Annotated in this window: 16 protein-coding genes and 1 riboswitch; of the genes, 8 read left to right on the forward strand and 8 right to left on the reverse strand. The window is 42.6% G+C overall.

What is annotated here, in order from left to right:
- The first annotated feature begins 89 nt into the window (after positions 1 to 89).
- From NR125_RS11290 to NR125_RS11315, 6 genes are all read left to right on the forward strand, one after another.
- Positions 90 to 263 (forward strand): hypothetical protein, encoded by a 174-nt coding sequence (locus NR125_RS11290; protein WP_009334947.1) that lies wholly within the window; start codon positions 90 to 92, stop codon positions 261 to 263.
- A gap of 164 nt (positions 264 to 427) precedes the next feature.
- Positions 428 to 1,939: a cardiolipin synthase gene (cls, locus tag NR125_RS11295; protein WP_071155834.1), complete on the forward strand. Its 1,512-nt coding sequence runs from the start codon at positions 428 to 430 to the stop codon at positions 1,937 to 1,939.
- A 535-nt stretch (positions 1,940 to 2,474) separates the two neighbouring features.
- On the forward strand, positions 2,475 to 3,866 hold the full coding sequence (locus NR125_RS11300) for a TldD/PmbA family protein (protein ID WP_071155836.1): 1,392 nt from the start codon (positions 2,475 to 2,477) through the stop codon (positions 3,864 to 3,866).
- Position 3,867: 1 nt separating this feature from the next.
- Positions 3,868 to 5,226, forward strand: coding sequence for a TldD/PmbA family protein (locus NR125_RS11305; RefSeq protein WP_071155838.1), 1,359 nt, complete (start codon positions 3,868 to 3,870; stop codon positions 5,224 to 5,226).
- 185 nt (positions 5,227 to 5,411) lie between these two features.
- Positions 5,412 to 5,963, forward strand: coding sequence for a GNAT family N-acetyltransferase (locus NR125_RS11310; protein ID WP_071155840.1), 552 nt, complete (start codon positions 5,412 to 5,414; stop codon positions 5,961 to 5,963).
- Positions 5,964 to 5,978: 15 nt separating this feature from the next.
- The gene (locus NR125_RS11315; protein WP_019380285.1) at positions 5,979 to 6,302 is read left to right on the forward strand and encodes a hypothetical protein; all 324 of its coding nucleotides are present in this window, start codon (positions 5,979 to 5,981) and stop codon (positions 6,300 to 6,302) included.
- A gap of 41 nt (positions 6,303 to 6,343) precedes the next feature.
- Here NR125_RS11315 and NR125_RS11320 read toward each other — a convergent pair whose 3' ends face one another.
- From NR125_RS11320 to NR125_RS11340, 5 genes are all read right to left on the reverse strand, one after another.
- Complete coding sequence (locus NR125_RS11320; protein WP_071155842.1) at positions 6,344 to 6,685, reverse strand: DUF3243 domain-containing protein; 342 nt, start codon at positions 6,683 to 6,685, stop codon at positions 6,344 to 6,346.
- 65 nt (positions 6,686 to 6,750) lie between these two features.
- Positions 6,751 to 7,479, reverse strand: coding sequence for a twin-arginine translocase subunit TatC (gene tatC / locus NR125_RS11325; RefSeq protein WP_071155844.1), 729 nt, complete (start codon positions 7,477 to 7,479; stop codon positions 6,751 to 6,753).
- A gap of 14 nt (positions 7,480 to 7,493) precedes the next feature.
- A complete protein-coding gene (gene tatA, locus NR125_RS11330; protein WP_009334939.1) occupies positions 7,494 to 7,712 on the reverse strand; it encodes a twin-arginine translocase TatA/TatE family subunit in 219 nt (72 codons plus the stop codon).
- Between the two features lie 92 nt (positions 7,713 to 7,804).
- The gene (locus NR125_RS11335) at positions 7,805 to 9,514 is read right to left on the reverse strand and encodes a GMC family oxidoreductase (RefSeq protein WP_009334938.1); all 1,710 of its coding nucleotides are present in this window, start codon (positions 9,512 to 9,514) and stop codon (positions 7,805 to 7,807) included.
- Between the two features lie 27 nt (positions 9,515 to 9,541).
- On the reverse strand, positions 9,542 to 10,306 hold the full coding sequence (locus NR125_RS11340) for a gluconate 2-dehydrogenase subunit 3 family protein (RefSeq protein ID WP_009334937.1): 765 nt from the start codon (positions 10,304 to 10,306) through the stop codon (positions 9,542 to 9,544).
- Between the two features lie 455 nt (positions 10,307 to 10,761).
- Between NR125_RS11340 and NR125_RS11345 the strand changes: the two genes are divergently transcribed.
- Positions 10,762 to 11,487, forward strand: coding sequence for a 5-formyltetrahydrofolate cyclo-ligase (locus NR125_RS11345; RefSeq protein ID WP_009334936.1), 726 nt, complete (start codon positions 10,762 to 10,764; stop codon positions 11,485 to 11,487).
- 11 nt (positions 11,488 to 11,498) lie between these two features.
- Here the strand turns inward: NR125_RS11345 and NR125_RS11350 are convergent, their stop codons facing one another.
- The 3 genes from NR125_RS11350 to mscL all read right to left on the reverse strand — a co-directional run bounded on the left by NR125_RS11350 (position 11,499) and on the right by mscL (position 13,238).
- A complete protein-coding gene (locus tag NR125_RS11350) occupies positions 11,499 to 11,945 on the reverse strand; it encodes an AhpC/TSA family protein (RefSeq protein ID WP_256815354.1) in 447 nt (148 codons plus the stop codon).
- A 210-nt stretch (positions 11,946 to 12,155) separates the two neighbouring features.
- A complete protein-coding gene (locus tag NR125_RS11355) occupies positions 12,156 to 12,797 on the reverse strand; it encodes a Bax inhibitor-1/YccA family protein (protein WP_009334934.1) in 642 nt (213 codons plus the stop codon).
- A gap of 66 nt (positions 12,798 to 12,863) precedes the next feature.
- Entirely contained in the window at positions 12,864 to 13,238 is a 375-nt protein-coding gene (gene mscL / locus NR125_RS11360) for a large conductance mechanosensitive channel protein MscL (RefSeq protein ID WP_009334933.1), read from the reverse strand.
- A gap of 142 nt (positions 13,239 to 13,380) precedes the next feature.
- A riboswitch (PreQ1 riboswitch) is annotated at positions 13,381 to 13,426 on the forward strand.
- A 110-nt stretch (positions 13,427 to 13,536) separates the two neighbouring features.
- Here mscL and queF point away from each other — a divergent pair.
- Positions 13,537 to 14,034: a preQ(1) synthase gene (gene queF / locus NR125_RS11365; protein WP_009334932.1), complete on the forward strand. Its 498-nt coding sequence runs from the start codon at positions 13,537 to 13,539 to the stop codon at positions 14,032 to 14,034.
- Positions 14,035 to 14,064 lie beyond the last annotated feature (30 nt).

A 14,064-nucleotide genomic window follows, 5' to 3' on the forward strand; every position in this document is an offset into this window, starting at 1 on the left:
TCTTTTTAAAAAGGGAAAATGACTCCCGCCCCGAATAGTAAGCAATGGGTTACTCCTATTGAATATACATATAAAAAGGGGGATGCAGAATGGGAGTGCTGTTTGGTTTAATTATCGCGACTCTGGCCTTCGCTTATGGGATCGACCGAAGAAGGAAAAAGATAAATAATACGATCCAAAAAGGAATCAGCCCAAGTGATAAACCGGGGGAAAGCACGAATTATACGATGGGTGATAATCATTATACCGGAGGCGGACAATAGCCATGGAGTTTTGCGTTATCAGCAAGGCTCTTCTTTTTTTCCGGATCATGCTTTCTTCTCCTGAAAATGGGAAAAGCTAAGGTTGCCTGGTTTCTACAGGGCATCAAAAAGGGTATAAGGAAACATACATATTGTAACCTTTTTTAGATTTGGAGAAGTGGGCTATGAAAAAAAGAAGAGTGGAATCCCTATTTGTTTTTATTCTGATTGCATCTGTGTATACGATATTTTTCACGGATGCCGGTTCGCCAATAAAAATCGGTGCTGTCCTGCTGTATGCAGCTGTTATTTTTATCAGCGCCTATTCCTTGATGCTTGAGAATCGCAGCCCTAACCAGACCTTGCTGTGGATGTATGTGCTTGTATTTTTTCCGGTTGCCGGCTATCTGTTTTATTTGTTTTCCGGACAGCTTTATTTGAAAGGCCACCTGTTTAAAAGCAAAAGAAGCAGAGACAGGGATGAATGGAAGAAGCTGATGAAAAGAGAAGACACGCCAGATATATCATTCCTGCAGGACAGCCAGCACTGCTTTGCAAAATTCGCCAATAATGTAGCACTGACTCCCCTAAGCACAAATTCAAGGGCAAAAATCCTCAAAAATGGCGAAGAGACTTTTAATGAAATCAAGAAAAAGCTGCATGAAGCAGAAGAGTTTATTCATATGGAGTACTATATTTTCCGCTCTGACAGACTTGGCAAGGAAATCATCAATATTTTGATGGATAAAGCCAGGCAGGGTGTGGAGGTGCTGTTTATTTTTGATGCGGCAGGCAGCATGGGGATTACACTGGAGGATTTGCAGTCCATGGAGGATGCAGGCATTAAGATACGTCCATTTTCTCCGTTGAAGTACGGTTTTTTCAATCAGAAATTCAACTTTAGAAACCATCGCAAGATAGTTGTTATAGACGGGAAAGTCGGCTTTGTGGGCGGACTGAATGTGGGCGTTGAATACCTGGGCGAAAATGAAAAAATCGGTTTCTGGCGGGATACTCACATGCTTCTGAAGGGGGAGGCTGTGTACACACTGCATACGGTCTTTCTCTTGGATTGGGAATATGTAAGCAAGGAAGATGTGCTGGAGGAATACAGAAATGTAAAATATCCGATAGATGATGATGTGCTCGATGGTGCCGTGCAGGTGGTGGCCAGCGGACCCGACACACAGCAGGGAATTATGAGCGATTTATATTATTCAATGATATCCTGCGCGACCAGATCCATTTGGATTGCCACACCTTATTTTGTCCCTGATGAATCCATTCGCACTGCATTAAGGGTGGCTGCGGCTAAAGGAGTGGAAGTGCGCATCCTGGTCCCTGAGATCAATGACAGCTTCCTGACACAATACGCAAGCCGGTCCTATTTTGCGGAACTGCTTCGATATGGCGTTGAAATTTATTCCTATAAAAAAGGCTTTTTGCATCAGAAGATCATTATCGTTGACGGAATCCTCGCTTCAATAGGAACTGCGAACATGGATATGCGCAGCTTCCACTTGAACTTTGAAGTCAACGTCTTCCTATACGGTACAAGCTCCATCCGTGATCTTGTCGCCCATTATGAGGAGGATCTGGAAGAAAGCGAAAAAATAAGCCCCGTCCAGTATTATAAACGCGGATTGGCGGAAAGATCGAAGGAATCCTTCGCCCGGCTGTTTTCCGGGGTCTTATAAAGAAAGTGCCATGGATGTGGCGCTTTTTTTTGTGTGGAAAACAGCTTTGCAAATAAAGTAGCTCAATTTGCAAATAAATTAGTGAAATTGCAAATAAAGCAGTTGATTTGGCAAATAAATTAGTGAGGCGGCAAATAGAGCGACATAACTAACAAATAATGGTGAAGCTGCAAATAAAGTAGTTGAACTTGCAAATAAATAAACGAAATTGCAAATAAAGCGGCTGAACTTGCAAATAAATAAGTGAAATTGCAAACAAAGCGGCTCAACTTGCAAATAAATAACGAAATTGCAAATAGAGCACCAAACCTAGCAAATAAATAAATAAATAAATAAATAAATAAATAAATAAACCTTCAAATAGACCAAGCCCCGTACAAATAGAAATCCGAACTTGCCAATAACCCATTTAAGTCTCCAGACCGAGGCGTAATCATCCTCCTTATTGGTCAAAAAAGGAAAAAATCATACTAAAATAGAGATCAGTACGATATGATTAGAATAGTTTGAAAAGTTAGAAAGAAGGAGGGTTTTTATGCTTTCACGATCAGTCATTCAGGATGTAATTACAGCAGCCCTGGCCACTGGCGGGGATTTTGCGGAAGTGTTTGTTGAGGATCGTTTCACTAATAACCTTGCACTTCAGGGCGGGAAAATTGAGAGCAGCTTATCAGGCAGGGATTATGGGATAGGCATTCGCGTGTTTAAGGGACTGCAGAGTGTTTATGCTTACACAACGGATGGATCAAAGGAAGGTTTGCTGAAAGCTGCGGGCAATGCTGCCCAGGCGATCAGAGGTGAGAAAATCATACAGCCTGCACGGCTGCAAAAGGAAATTATTCCGGCAGCACATCCTATATCTCTGAATCCGCGCGAAGTGGAGAAGATCCGCAAAGTAGATGTGATGAAAAAGGCATCCGAAATTGCCAAAAACTATCACAGCAGCATCCAGCAGGTTACGGTCAGGTATTTGGATGAAGAACAGAATGTGCTGATTGCCAACTCGGAAGGTAAGTTTGTTGAAGATCGCCGGGTGCGAAGCCGCCTTGCCATTCAGTCGATTGCTGCAGAAGGAAATCAAATGCAGCCTGGATTCTATGGACCTGGAGCCCATAAAGGCTTTGAATTCATGGAAAACCTTAACCTTGAACATTATGCCAATGAAGCTTCCCGCATCGCGGTTACGATGCTTGGAGCGGACCCATGCCCGAGTGGGAAATTTCCTGTCATCATCGATAATGAATTCGGCGGCGTTATTTTCCATGAAGCATGCGGACATGGCCTTGAAGCTACATCTGTGGCGAAGGATAACTCCGTTTTTGCAAACCGGATCGGCGAAAAAGTGGCCTCAGATGTCGTTACATACGTAGATGACGGCACGCTTGCCAATGAGTGGGGATCAATTACGATAGATGATGAAGGCGAAAAGGCCCGTAAAAATGTGCTGATTGAAAATGGGATTTTAAAAGGTTACTTGATTGATAAATTCGGCGGACGCAGAATGGGCATGGAGTCGACAGGATCGGGAAGACGGCAGTCCTACCGCTATGCACCGACTTCGAGGATGACCAATACGTATATTGCGAACGGCAAATCCACTCCGGAAGAAATCATTTCAAATACAGAGTACGGAATTTATACAAAATACATGGGCGGCGGCCAGGTGAATACAACAACTGGCGATTATAATTTTGCCGTCATGGAAGCGTACCTTGTAAAAGATGGAAAAATCGGCAAACCTTTAAAAGGTGCTACTTTAATAGGAAATGGCCCGAAAACTCTCCAGCTGGTTGATATGGTGGGGAATAATTTGGACCATGGTGCAGGCATGTGCGGTTCACAAAGCGGAAGCATCCCTGTCAATGTTGGCCAGCCGATGATCCGCGTAAGCGAAATGACTGTTGGCGGAACAAAGGGGGGCGAATAATATGAACGTGCAGGAATTTAAGGAAAAACTATTTCAGCTTGGCGAGCAGCATGGTTTTACAGACATGGAGCTTTATTATGAGAGGGAGGAAAAGTTCGCCTGCGAGCTTTACAAAGGAGAAATTGACTCCTACGACACTTCCGAAGTATTCGGAACCTCCTTCCGAGGCCTTTACGAAGGCAGGATGGGCTATGCTTTTACGGAGAAACTGGATGAGGACTCCCTGTCTTTTCTGATCGAGAATGCAAAGGAAAACTCTCAGTTTATTGAAGATGAAGTACAGGAAGAAATCTTTGCCGGCAGCGAAAAGTATGAGGCAGGAAGCTACTATTCAAGCAGTCTTGCTGAAGTTACGATCGCTGAAAAAATAAATTTGCTTAAGGAAATAGAAAAGCACATCTATGCATATGATGAGCGGGTAACCGGGACTGATTATTTCATGCTGAAAAGCGGTGAAACGGAAAGGGTTCTTCTCAACAGCAAAGGCCTGAAACTCAGCGAAAAGAACAATCATGCCGGCATTTATGTATCAGTTATCGTTAAGCAAGGAGATCTAGTGAAAAACGGAGAATACTCCAAGTTTACGAGAGACTTTTCCATCTTGAATCCTGAGGAAATTGCCAAGCATGCAGTAGAAGAAGCATTATCTCAGCTTAATGCCAGAAGTGCTGAAAGCAAGAAATATCCCGTATTATTGAGAAATGATGCTGCCAGCGCCCTCCTTCAGACATACATCCCTATCTTCTCAGCGGAAAATACTCAAAAAGGGCAATCGGCTTTAAATGGCAAAACAGGGGAGATCATTGCGGCAGCGTCATTGAATATAGTGGATGATCCATTTTTAGAGGAAGGTCTGCTAAGCTCAAATTTCGACAGCGAAGGGGTCGCCACTGCCAGGAAAGATATTGTGAAAGACGGCAGACTTGTTACCTTGTTGCATAACCGCAAAACGGCTCAAAAAGATGGTGTGGAATCGACGGGCAATGCTTACAAAGCTTCTTATAAGGGCGCTTTAACGGTAGCTCCAACGAACCTTCTTGTCATTCCATCTGATCAAGGCTATGACGAGCTGTTATCATCGCTGTCAGAGGGCATAATCATAACCGAATTATCCGGCCTCCATTCCGGTGCCAACACCGTATCAGGGGACTTCTCCATTGCGGCTAATGGCTATTATGTCAAAGACGGTAAAGTGCAAAATGCAGTAAACCAAATGACGATTGCCGGAAACTTCTATGAGCTATTGAATAATATTGAAGCCATCGGCTCAGATCTGGAATTTTCGATGGGGTTCATGGCCACAGGCTATATTGGTTCGCCATCTTTATTAATCAGGGAACTGGCTGTGACGGTTGAATAATTAAAAGATAATGGCACACTACTGTAATCGTGGTGTGCTTTCTTAATTGTGTGGGAATATTTAATTAAAAATACCTAGATATAAATAATAAGTTGCTGGATAAGCTGAAAAATCTTCTGGAAAAATAAAGGATATTCTTTCGAAGAATAGAAATATTGCTGTTAAACAAAAAAGGAGGCAATGAGATGGACCTAATTGAAACCAGCCGCCTAATTCTTCGCAGTCTTACCCTTGACGATGCACTCAAGGTAGAAGAATATGCCAGTGATTATGATGTGGCCAAAACAACACTAAATATTCCCCATCCCTATCCGGAAGGGGGAGCAAGGGAGTTTATTACAAGCATCCTGGAAGCAGAGAGAAACGGTAAAATTGCGATTTTCGCCATAACGAAAAAAGAGGATAATAGCTTAATAGGACTCATCAATATAACAGGTACTAATGCAAACAGAAGAGCAGAAATCGGCTATTGGATCGGCAAGCCGTTCTGGGGAAAAGGGTATGGTACAGAGGCAGCCAGGGCAGTTATTAAATATGGATTCGAAGAGCTGAACCATAACCGCATTTATGCCCTTGCTTTTACAGACAATCCTGGATCATGGAGGATTATGGAGAAATCAGGAATGAAGCATGAAGGAATTTTGCGCCAGCATGTAATGAAAGACGGCAGGCCGGTAGACCTGACTTATTATGCGATATTGCTGGAGGAATATATAGGGGAAGGTGCAGCCATTTGAATCGCTGTCCGCATTATGTTTCAATGGAAGCAAATCATTTTTTATATGGAGGTTCATGTGCGGATCATTGCTTCCCATCCTTTTATAACAGTCAGCCGGAAGATCGATTGGAATCAGCAGCAATACATTGAAAAGGAACTTTATCTTCATTTATTTGAGGATCACATCCTTTCGCCAACGGATAAATTTCTCCTTGATGAAGTTTGGGATATGTCATACAGATCTTCCAATTGCGAAATTGGTTTTCTCTATCTTCATACCAATCGAGGGCTATTCTCTTTTCAAGTAAAGTCTGAGCCAAACCAGTTTATAAATCTTTATAGAAATCTGAAAAAGTAACAAAGCCGGAATTGTCATACACAGCAATTCCGGCTTTGTTATTAAGCCTGTTGGGCCAGTCGTACAAGCATATGGGCCAGCTTATGCTTTTCTTCATCATTGCCAGCTTTCCATAATTCTTTCAGAAGCTGTTCCTCGCGGTTTTTTGGCTCCACATTTTCAGCCAGGTAGCCAGCCACCTTTTCCGCTGTTACCGCAAGCTGTTCCTCATTTAATCCCAGCTTTTTGCCAAGCTCGATTCTTTCAGCCAGATAGCTTTTAAACTCGTCGAAATTGCTTAAAATATCTTCGGCCCTTTCATTTGACATCTTGTCCATTACATTCTTGATATTTTTTGTATCCAATTCACCATCTTGTTTGATTACATGATCCTGTTCATTCATTTAACAGACCTCCCAAAAGAACGTTTTCTTATTAAATATCCTTTTGGGGGCCAACCTAAACTTGTTTATATCTCGCTGGATGGAGATTCCTGAACAGCTTTCAATTTCTTGAATTTTAATTTTGACATAATAACGCCAATTTCATATAGCCCGATAAGGGGCACAAGGACAAGAATCTGTGAAAATAAATCAGGCGGTGTAATTAGAGCTGATACAACAGCCATGATCAAGTAAGCGTATTTTCGCATCGAGCTGAGCATGGCTGGGGTAACAATGCCGATGGTTGTCAGAAACAATAACAGCAAAGGCACTTCAAACAGAAAACCAAAAGGAATGGTCGACATCAGCAGAAAAGAAAAATATTCCCTGGCAGTGATCATCATCGCAAAATGTGATTCACCCAATAGCATTAAAAACTGATAAATAGCAGGGAATATAATAAAAAAGCCGAAGCAAAGACCGCCGATAAAGCTGAAGAGAATAGCCGGAAAAAATATCAATGATACTTTGCTTTCTTTTTCCGTTAATGCGGGCCTCACAAATAGCCAGACCTGATATGAGATAAAAGGAAGCGAAAGCCCAAGGCTGATGCTTCCTGCAATTCCCGTGTACATCTTAATCACATCCAGCGGTCCAAGCATGACAAGCTCATGATCATTCGCGAGCATAGGGATCAGTCTGTTGATGAAAAACAGACAAAGGGCAAAGCTGGCTATAAAGAAAATCAGTGATCGAATCAGCACTTTTCTTAGATCTGTTAAATGCTCTACAAGGGTTTGTTCATCCGTTTTCAATCTAAACCCTCCTATTAAAGCGGTTTATCCTTCCGGTCAGCCGTTTCGATTGGACGTTTTTTTGAATCGGGTTCCTCATCATCACTCATAATTTCTCTGGCTGATTTCTTGAATTCTGATAAGGTCCTTCCAAAGGCAGACCCGATTTCCGGAAGCTTTTTAGGACCAAAGATAATTAAGGTAATAACAAGGATGATAATTAATCCGGGAATTCCGATATTTGAAAGCCCCATGATGTTCACTCCTTTTTGTGGATTTTTAAAAAGGTGAGTAAGTGCGCCTGCCCCCTTAGGTTTCGGGGGCGGGCAAGGCGCTTCCGCCTTTCTTATGCAAGCAGTCCGCCTTCTTTGCTGTATTTGATGATTCCTTCAGCAGCACGGTAGGCGAGTGCACCAACTGTTCCTGTCGGGTTATACCCTCCGTTGTGAGGAAAAGCGGATGCGCCAATGACAAATACATTTTCTGCATCCCACATCTGCAGATAGTTGTTTACAGCTGATGTTTCGGGCTCAGCCCCCATGATCACGCCGCCGGTATTGTGTGTTGTCTGATAAGGGACGATGTCATAGTGCTCCAGCTGCTGCCGGTCATTAATTTTTGATGGTCCCATCTCCTTCATGATGTTGTCGGTGATTTTTCCAATATAGTTATAAAGATTCTTATCCTGCTCGGTGAAATCGTATGTCAGGCGTAACAGCGGAAGCCCGTAGGCATCTTTATAAGAAGGGTCTAAGTCCATATAATTGTGCTGCACAGGCATGGATGCTCCCTGTGTCCCAATGCTTAAAGCCCTTGTGAAATACTTAATGGAATTCTCCTTGAACTTGCTGCCCCATTTCGGTGTATCAGTCGGAACCATATTATATTGAATCGGACGGTATCCTGATTGGTTTAGGGAAATGGAGCCCCCATGGATAAAGCCCAGATCCGAGTGGTCAAAATTGTCTCCATTGTAATCATCCACAGTAGCACCAAGAGCACCGGCACCCATGAATGTATTAAATTGTTCTTCATCAAAAAATCCAGCTGATCCGGGAAGGATCTGGTAGCAATAATTCTTTCCAATAACCCCTGACCCTGTGTCAGGATTGTATGGACGCCCCAGTTTGGATGTCAGCAGCAGGCGGGTGTTGTTCATGACATAGCTTGTCAGAATAACCATTTCTGCCGGCTGGATGAATTCTTCCTTAGTTTGCACATCCACATAGCGTACTCCAGTTGCTTTTTTGCCGTCGTGAATAATTTCTGTGACATTCGAAAAGTTGCGGATATCCACATTTCCAGTTTCTTTGGCAAACGGAATGACGGCAACGGTCGGATCTGCCTTGGCACCATATTCACAGCCGAAGCGTTCACAAAACGCACAATACTGACATGGAGCCAGCTTGGCGCCATATTGGTTTTCATATGCCTGGCTCATATTGCCGGATGGCATATGGTAAGGTTTCATTCCCAATGATTTCGCTGCCTCTTTAAATCTTGCTGTAATGGGTGTTTCCTTCATTGGAGGATTTGGGAATGGATTTGCTCTCTTTGGCCCTAGCTCACCTTCCTCACCGCCAATTCCTGCCGCCTTCTCAAATTCATAGAAATAAGGCTCCAATTCATCGTATGTAATGCCCCAATCCTGAACTTGAAGCCCCTTAATCTTTGCTTCTCCATATTTTTTAACCGTCTGTGATTTAATTTCGAAGTCATAAGGCAAAAAGCGGAAAGTATGGCCATTCCAGTGGACACCGGATCCTCCTAAGCCTTCACCAAGCAAAAAGGAACCAAGCTGACGCATCGGAAGAGCTCTTTCTTTCCCCTGGTTGCGGAAGGTAATCGTTTCTTTTGAAAGGTCCTGCATTAATTCATAGCGGATTCCATAGCGAAGTTCATCATGGACAACATAGTAGTCCTTGACACCGCGCTCTTTTCCCCGCTCCAGGCCGACCACTTTTAATCCCTGTTTCCCTAGTTCAGCCGCAATGATTCCGCCGGCCCATCCAACTCCTACAATGACGGCATCTGTTTTAGGCAATGTTTTAGCCATTTTTTATCACTTCCTTAAGAGATAGTTCTATTTCGTATATGAATGGAGGCTATTTGGTTCAATTTCCACAAATTTTTCAGACTCAATCTGATTGATATAGCTCATCTGATGGCCAGGAAAGTCTTTCATTTTCCAGCCTTCCATATTCTTGTTTCCGGCATAGGCAGGATCTGCGTAAACGCCTTCAATAGTTGCTGCCCGGAGAATATTAAAAAATGTCCTGGAAGTAACACCCCGGAGCTCTACTTTATCCTCCTCAAAAGCGGTAAGGATTTCATCCTGCTGTTCACCCTCCAGTTCAGCGAAAGGCTTATTGAACTTATCATTGCTGTAGGTCTGCAGGGCAACAAGGCCGACATCAAAGACTTCATGCCGTTTTAAAGGGGACTGGTAACCCTGAAAGTTTGAGCCTGGGAAGAAAGGGCCCTGCATATATTCCCTTGTATTGTTTCCCCATGAGCCCGCAAGCTGGTGGTCAATAAAAAATGGAACATCCAAATCATTAGCGCCAGGGCCATTTTCATCCTTTGGATAAATTCTCTCAACGGCCGCCTGAAGGATTCCGAATATCTCGGGGTTTGTGAAATATAAAGGTGACTGCTGATAGGCAACCTGATCATGCCCGTTTGTATGGGCATTCTCTTCCGTTGCTGTACCGTCTTTATTCATGTTTGCGCCAATTAAGCCGCCAAGAATGCCGCCTCCTACCAAACCGCCGGCAACTAACCCGGAATTACGGATGAATCTCCTCCGGGACATGGTTGATTCTTGTTTTTGTTCATGTTCAGACATTTATCTAGAAACCTCCTTTTATTTGCCATTATGGTGAAAAAAATACATGTCTAAACAATGATCAGGAATTTTTTTAGCAGATAGGGAGAAAAGAAGAGGGGTTTTAGGGGATTTAAGGCATTAAAAAAGATGCAAACCGATTGGTCTGCACCTTTTTTAAGTCCGATGACGGACAACCTGAGGATTATGAATTGCATAGGGCCGAACCGATCTTAAATATATCGGTTATAGACGAGAGTGCCTTTCGAACGCTCTGCAAACCCTCCCTGGTTTCTTGCAATGCCAATGACGAACCTTGAAGTCGCTGTTACGCTTTTCATCGTCAACCAGTCCCTTCTGTTTTGTTATTGGCCTTGCATTATTTGTTTACCACGAGATCTTGACTTAAAACCTATTTCTTTTTCTATTCAGTTTTATCCCTTATGGATAAAATAAAAGAAAGGAAGTGAAACGCAATGAATACGAAGAAAGAAATCCGTGAGTACATATGGAATTTTCTCGAGGAGAACAAGCTTGGACGCTTTCCGTTTCCTTTAAAAAATAGAATCCCCAATTTCAAAGGAGCTGAAAAAGCGGCTGCATTTGTTTTTACTATGCCTGAATATAAAGAAGCTAAGGTAATTAAGGTAAATCCTGATTCTCCGCAGCTGCCGGTCCGTGCACAAATTTTGAAAGATGGAAAGACATTGCTGGTTCCAACTCCAAGGCTGAAAGCAGGATTTATTATGGTAAAGCCGGAATGGGTCCCAGCCGGGGAGGAGCGAAAAGCAGCGAGCCTTAAGCATATCCACTCATATGGTAAAGAAGTTCCTCTCACCGAATTGCCAAAAATTGATTTGTTTTTTGCCGGATCAGTGGGCCTTCACCGGGATGGGCGGCGTGTCGGAAAAGGGGAGGGCTATGCCGACCGTGAATATGCGATAATCAGAGAGCTGGGAAATCCAGAAATCCCTGTAATTGGAACAGTGAATAGCGCTCAGGTGATAGAGGCAGATATCCCGAGGGATCCATATGATCTGACTATCGACTGGATTGCCACTGAAAAGGAACTGATCAAAACCAACACGCCATATCCAAAACCAAACGGGATTCAATGGGATCTTGTAACGGAGAAGGAAATGGAAGAGATGCCGGTTTTGCGTGAAATATGGGAGTTAACAAAAGGAAAGGCAGCCAAGTAATTGACTGCCTTTCAAGCTTTAACTTCGTCCATTTTCTTTAAAACATCAGCAATCTTTGCGTGATTTTTAGGGGATTCATCAATATGCTTCCATAAAATCTTTCCCTGTGGCGAGAAAAGCCATGTCCCGCCTTGAATGTAGACATTCTGGGTCTTCATGGATTTCATGACAAATTCCTTCTGTTTTTCATTATCAGGGACAAACCCCTTCACTTTTCCTGTTATAAATCCAAATGCTGCTTTTGAAAGGAGCTTCCACTTTGGCATTGTTTTATGTCCCATTCCTCTATAAGCTTCCCGGGATGGATCGCCAAGGATTGGAAAAGGGAACGGGCCGAATTGCTCAAGGAATTGATTGATGAATGTTCCTTTAGAAGGAGCAATGACAATGACTTGAAAACCTCTGGCTTCCAATTCACTTATGCGCTCGCGCAACTGCGCAAGATATTCTCTGCACACCGGTCAGCCAAGATGGCGGACGAAAACAGCCATTGTATATTGGCCATTAATGGCCTGTTCAAGCGTAATATTTTTATCAGGATTTTGGGTTTCCAAAATATAATTCATTATTATCCCGCCTTTCGGATTTACTTCTGATCATACCTAATCTTTTTGAAGGAATAAAGAAATGAAGCTTGCACATAAAAAAACAGGAGTTCGCACTCCTGTTTAGTCCCTGCTCCCCAAAATTCCAAAAATACGAAGAATATTAATGAACAGGTTAATAAAATCAAGGTATAGGTTAAGAGCCATTAAAGGCACTTCTTCCGGTGAAACTCCATAATGCTTCATGCGGTTGAAATCGAATAGCACATATCCGCTGAATACAAGCACTCCGATGAAGGAGAATGCCAGCATCGCGTTAGAGCTTAACGGCCAGAAGATGCTGAAAATAGAGATTGCAATAAGGGCAAGCAATGCTGCCATCAGCATGCCGCCAAGAAAAGATAAATCCCGCTTGGTTGTCGTAGCGTATACAGCCAGGCCTGTAAACACAACCGTTGTCGCTGCAAGTGCGACCAGTACGGGGTTCGGGCCAATGGCAGCCAGGTAATGGGCAACAATCGGATAGGTCGTCATCCCTGAAATAAATGTAAATACATAAAGGAATGGATACCCGATGGCCTTTTTGCGGCGAAGCAGGAAAGCGAAAAGCAGCATTCCGAGTTCAAGAATCATGAGCGGCAAAAACAGGGCTGGAGGGACGAAAACACCCGCCATCGTTCCGATAAAAGCAATACCCAATGATAAGGCGAATGCCCGTAAAACAGAAGGCAAATAACTATTATTTGCGGTTTGCTGTACATACATTTGTTTCATTTCTCCCCTAAAATCATTTGTATATGTATATACGTCAGAACTATTATATAAGTTTCATCATTTATTGGTTTTTAAAAGGTCTCTTATCTCCGTTAATAGCTCAACGTTTTTATCCACAGCTGGTGCAGGTGTTGCTTCTTCTTTCTTTTTAAAACGATTGTTGATAATCCTGATAAAGATGAAAATAGAGAATGCCACGATGAAGAAATCAACCACATTCTGTATGAATAAACCGTATTTGACCTCAGCTCCTCCAACTTTTACCATCAGATTCGTAAAGTTTACTCCGCCCATCAGCAATCCAACAAGCGGCATGATGATATCATCTACAAGAGAAGATACAATCTTTCCGAAGGCAGCTCCGATAACAACCCCGACAGCCAAATCAAGCACATTTCCCTTCAGGGCAAATTTTTTAAACTCATTCCACATAACATGTCACCTTTCTAAGAAAATTAACGTAATTATACTATAGAAGAATAAATGAAAACCAGATAAAGAAGCCCCTATTGACAGAAACAGGCTTTTTCTCTATAGTAACAATGACAATTATATTTCGAATATTCCCGTGTGAGCGGGAGAGGTTCATAGCTTCACCCTCTATAAAAAACTATGGCTTTGATTATAATAATCAACCATATCCATAAGAGGATATGGTTTTTATTTTTTAAGCTGTACTTTTTGGACCTCTTCTTAGGATCAGCGGGATCGTATAAAGGGAGGCTTTTTTATGTCAGGAAGAAAAGATGAGGAATTAACGGATATTACGCTATTGGGAAATCAGGGTACAAAATATCTTTTTGAATACTCGCCTGATATTCTGGAGGCTTTTGACAATAAGCATCCAAACCGCGATTATTTTGTAAAGTTTAATTGCCCTGAGTTTACGAGTCTTTGCCCGAAAACAGGACAGCCGGATTTTGCGACCATCTATATCAGCTATATTCCGGATCAGAAAATGGTAGAGAGCAAGTCATTAAAGCTATATCTTTTCAGCTTTAGAAATCATGGAGATTTCCATGAAGACTGCATGAACATCATTATGAACGACCTTATTGAATTAATGGACCCGCGCTATATTGAGGTTTGGGGCAAATTTACGCCACGTGGCGGAATCTCCATTGATCCGTATTGCAACTACGGCAAGCCGGGGACGAAATATGAAAAAATGGCAGAATACCGTTTAATGAACCATGACCTTTACCCGGAGACAATTGACAATCGTTAAGATCCTAGCTTGCTTAAAGTGAAATTTTAA

Origin of the sequence: Cytobacillus sp. Bac17 (genome assembly GCF_024519925.1) — a bacterium.
Taxonomy (GTDB): domain Bacteria; phylum Bacillota; class Bacilli; order Bacillales; family Cytobacillaceae; genus Cytobacillus; species Cytobacillus pseudoceanisediminis.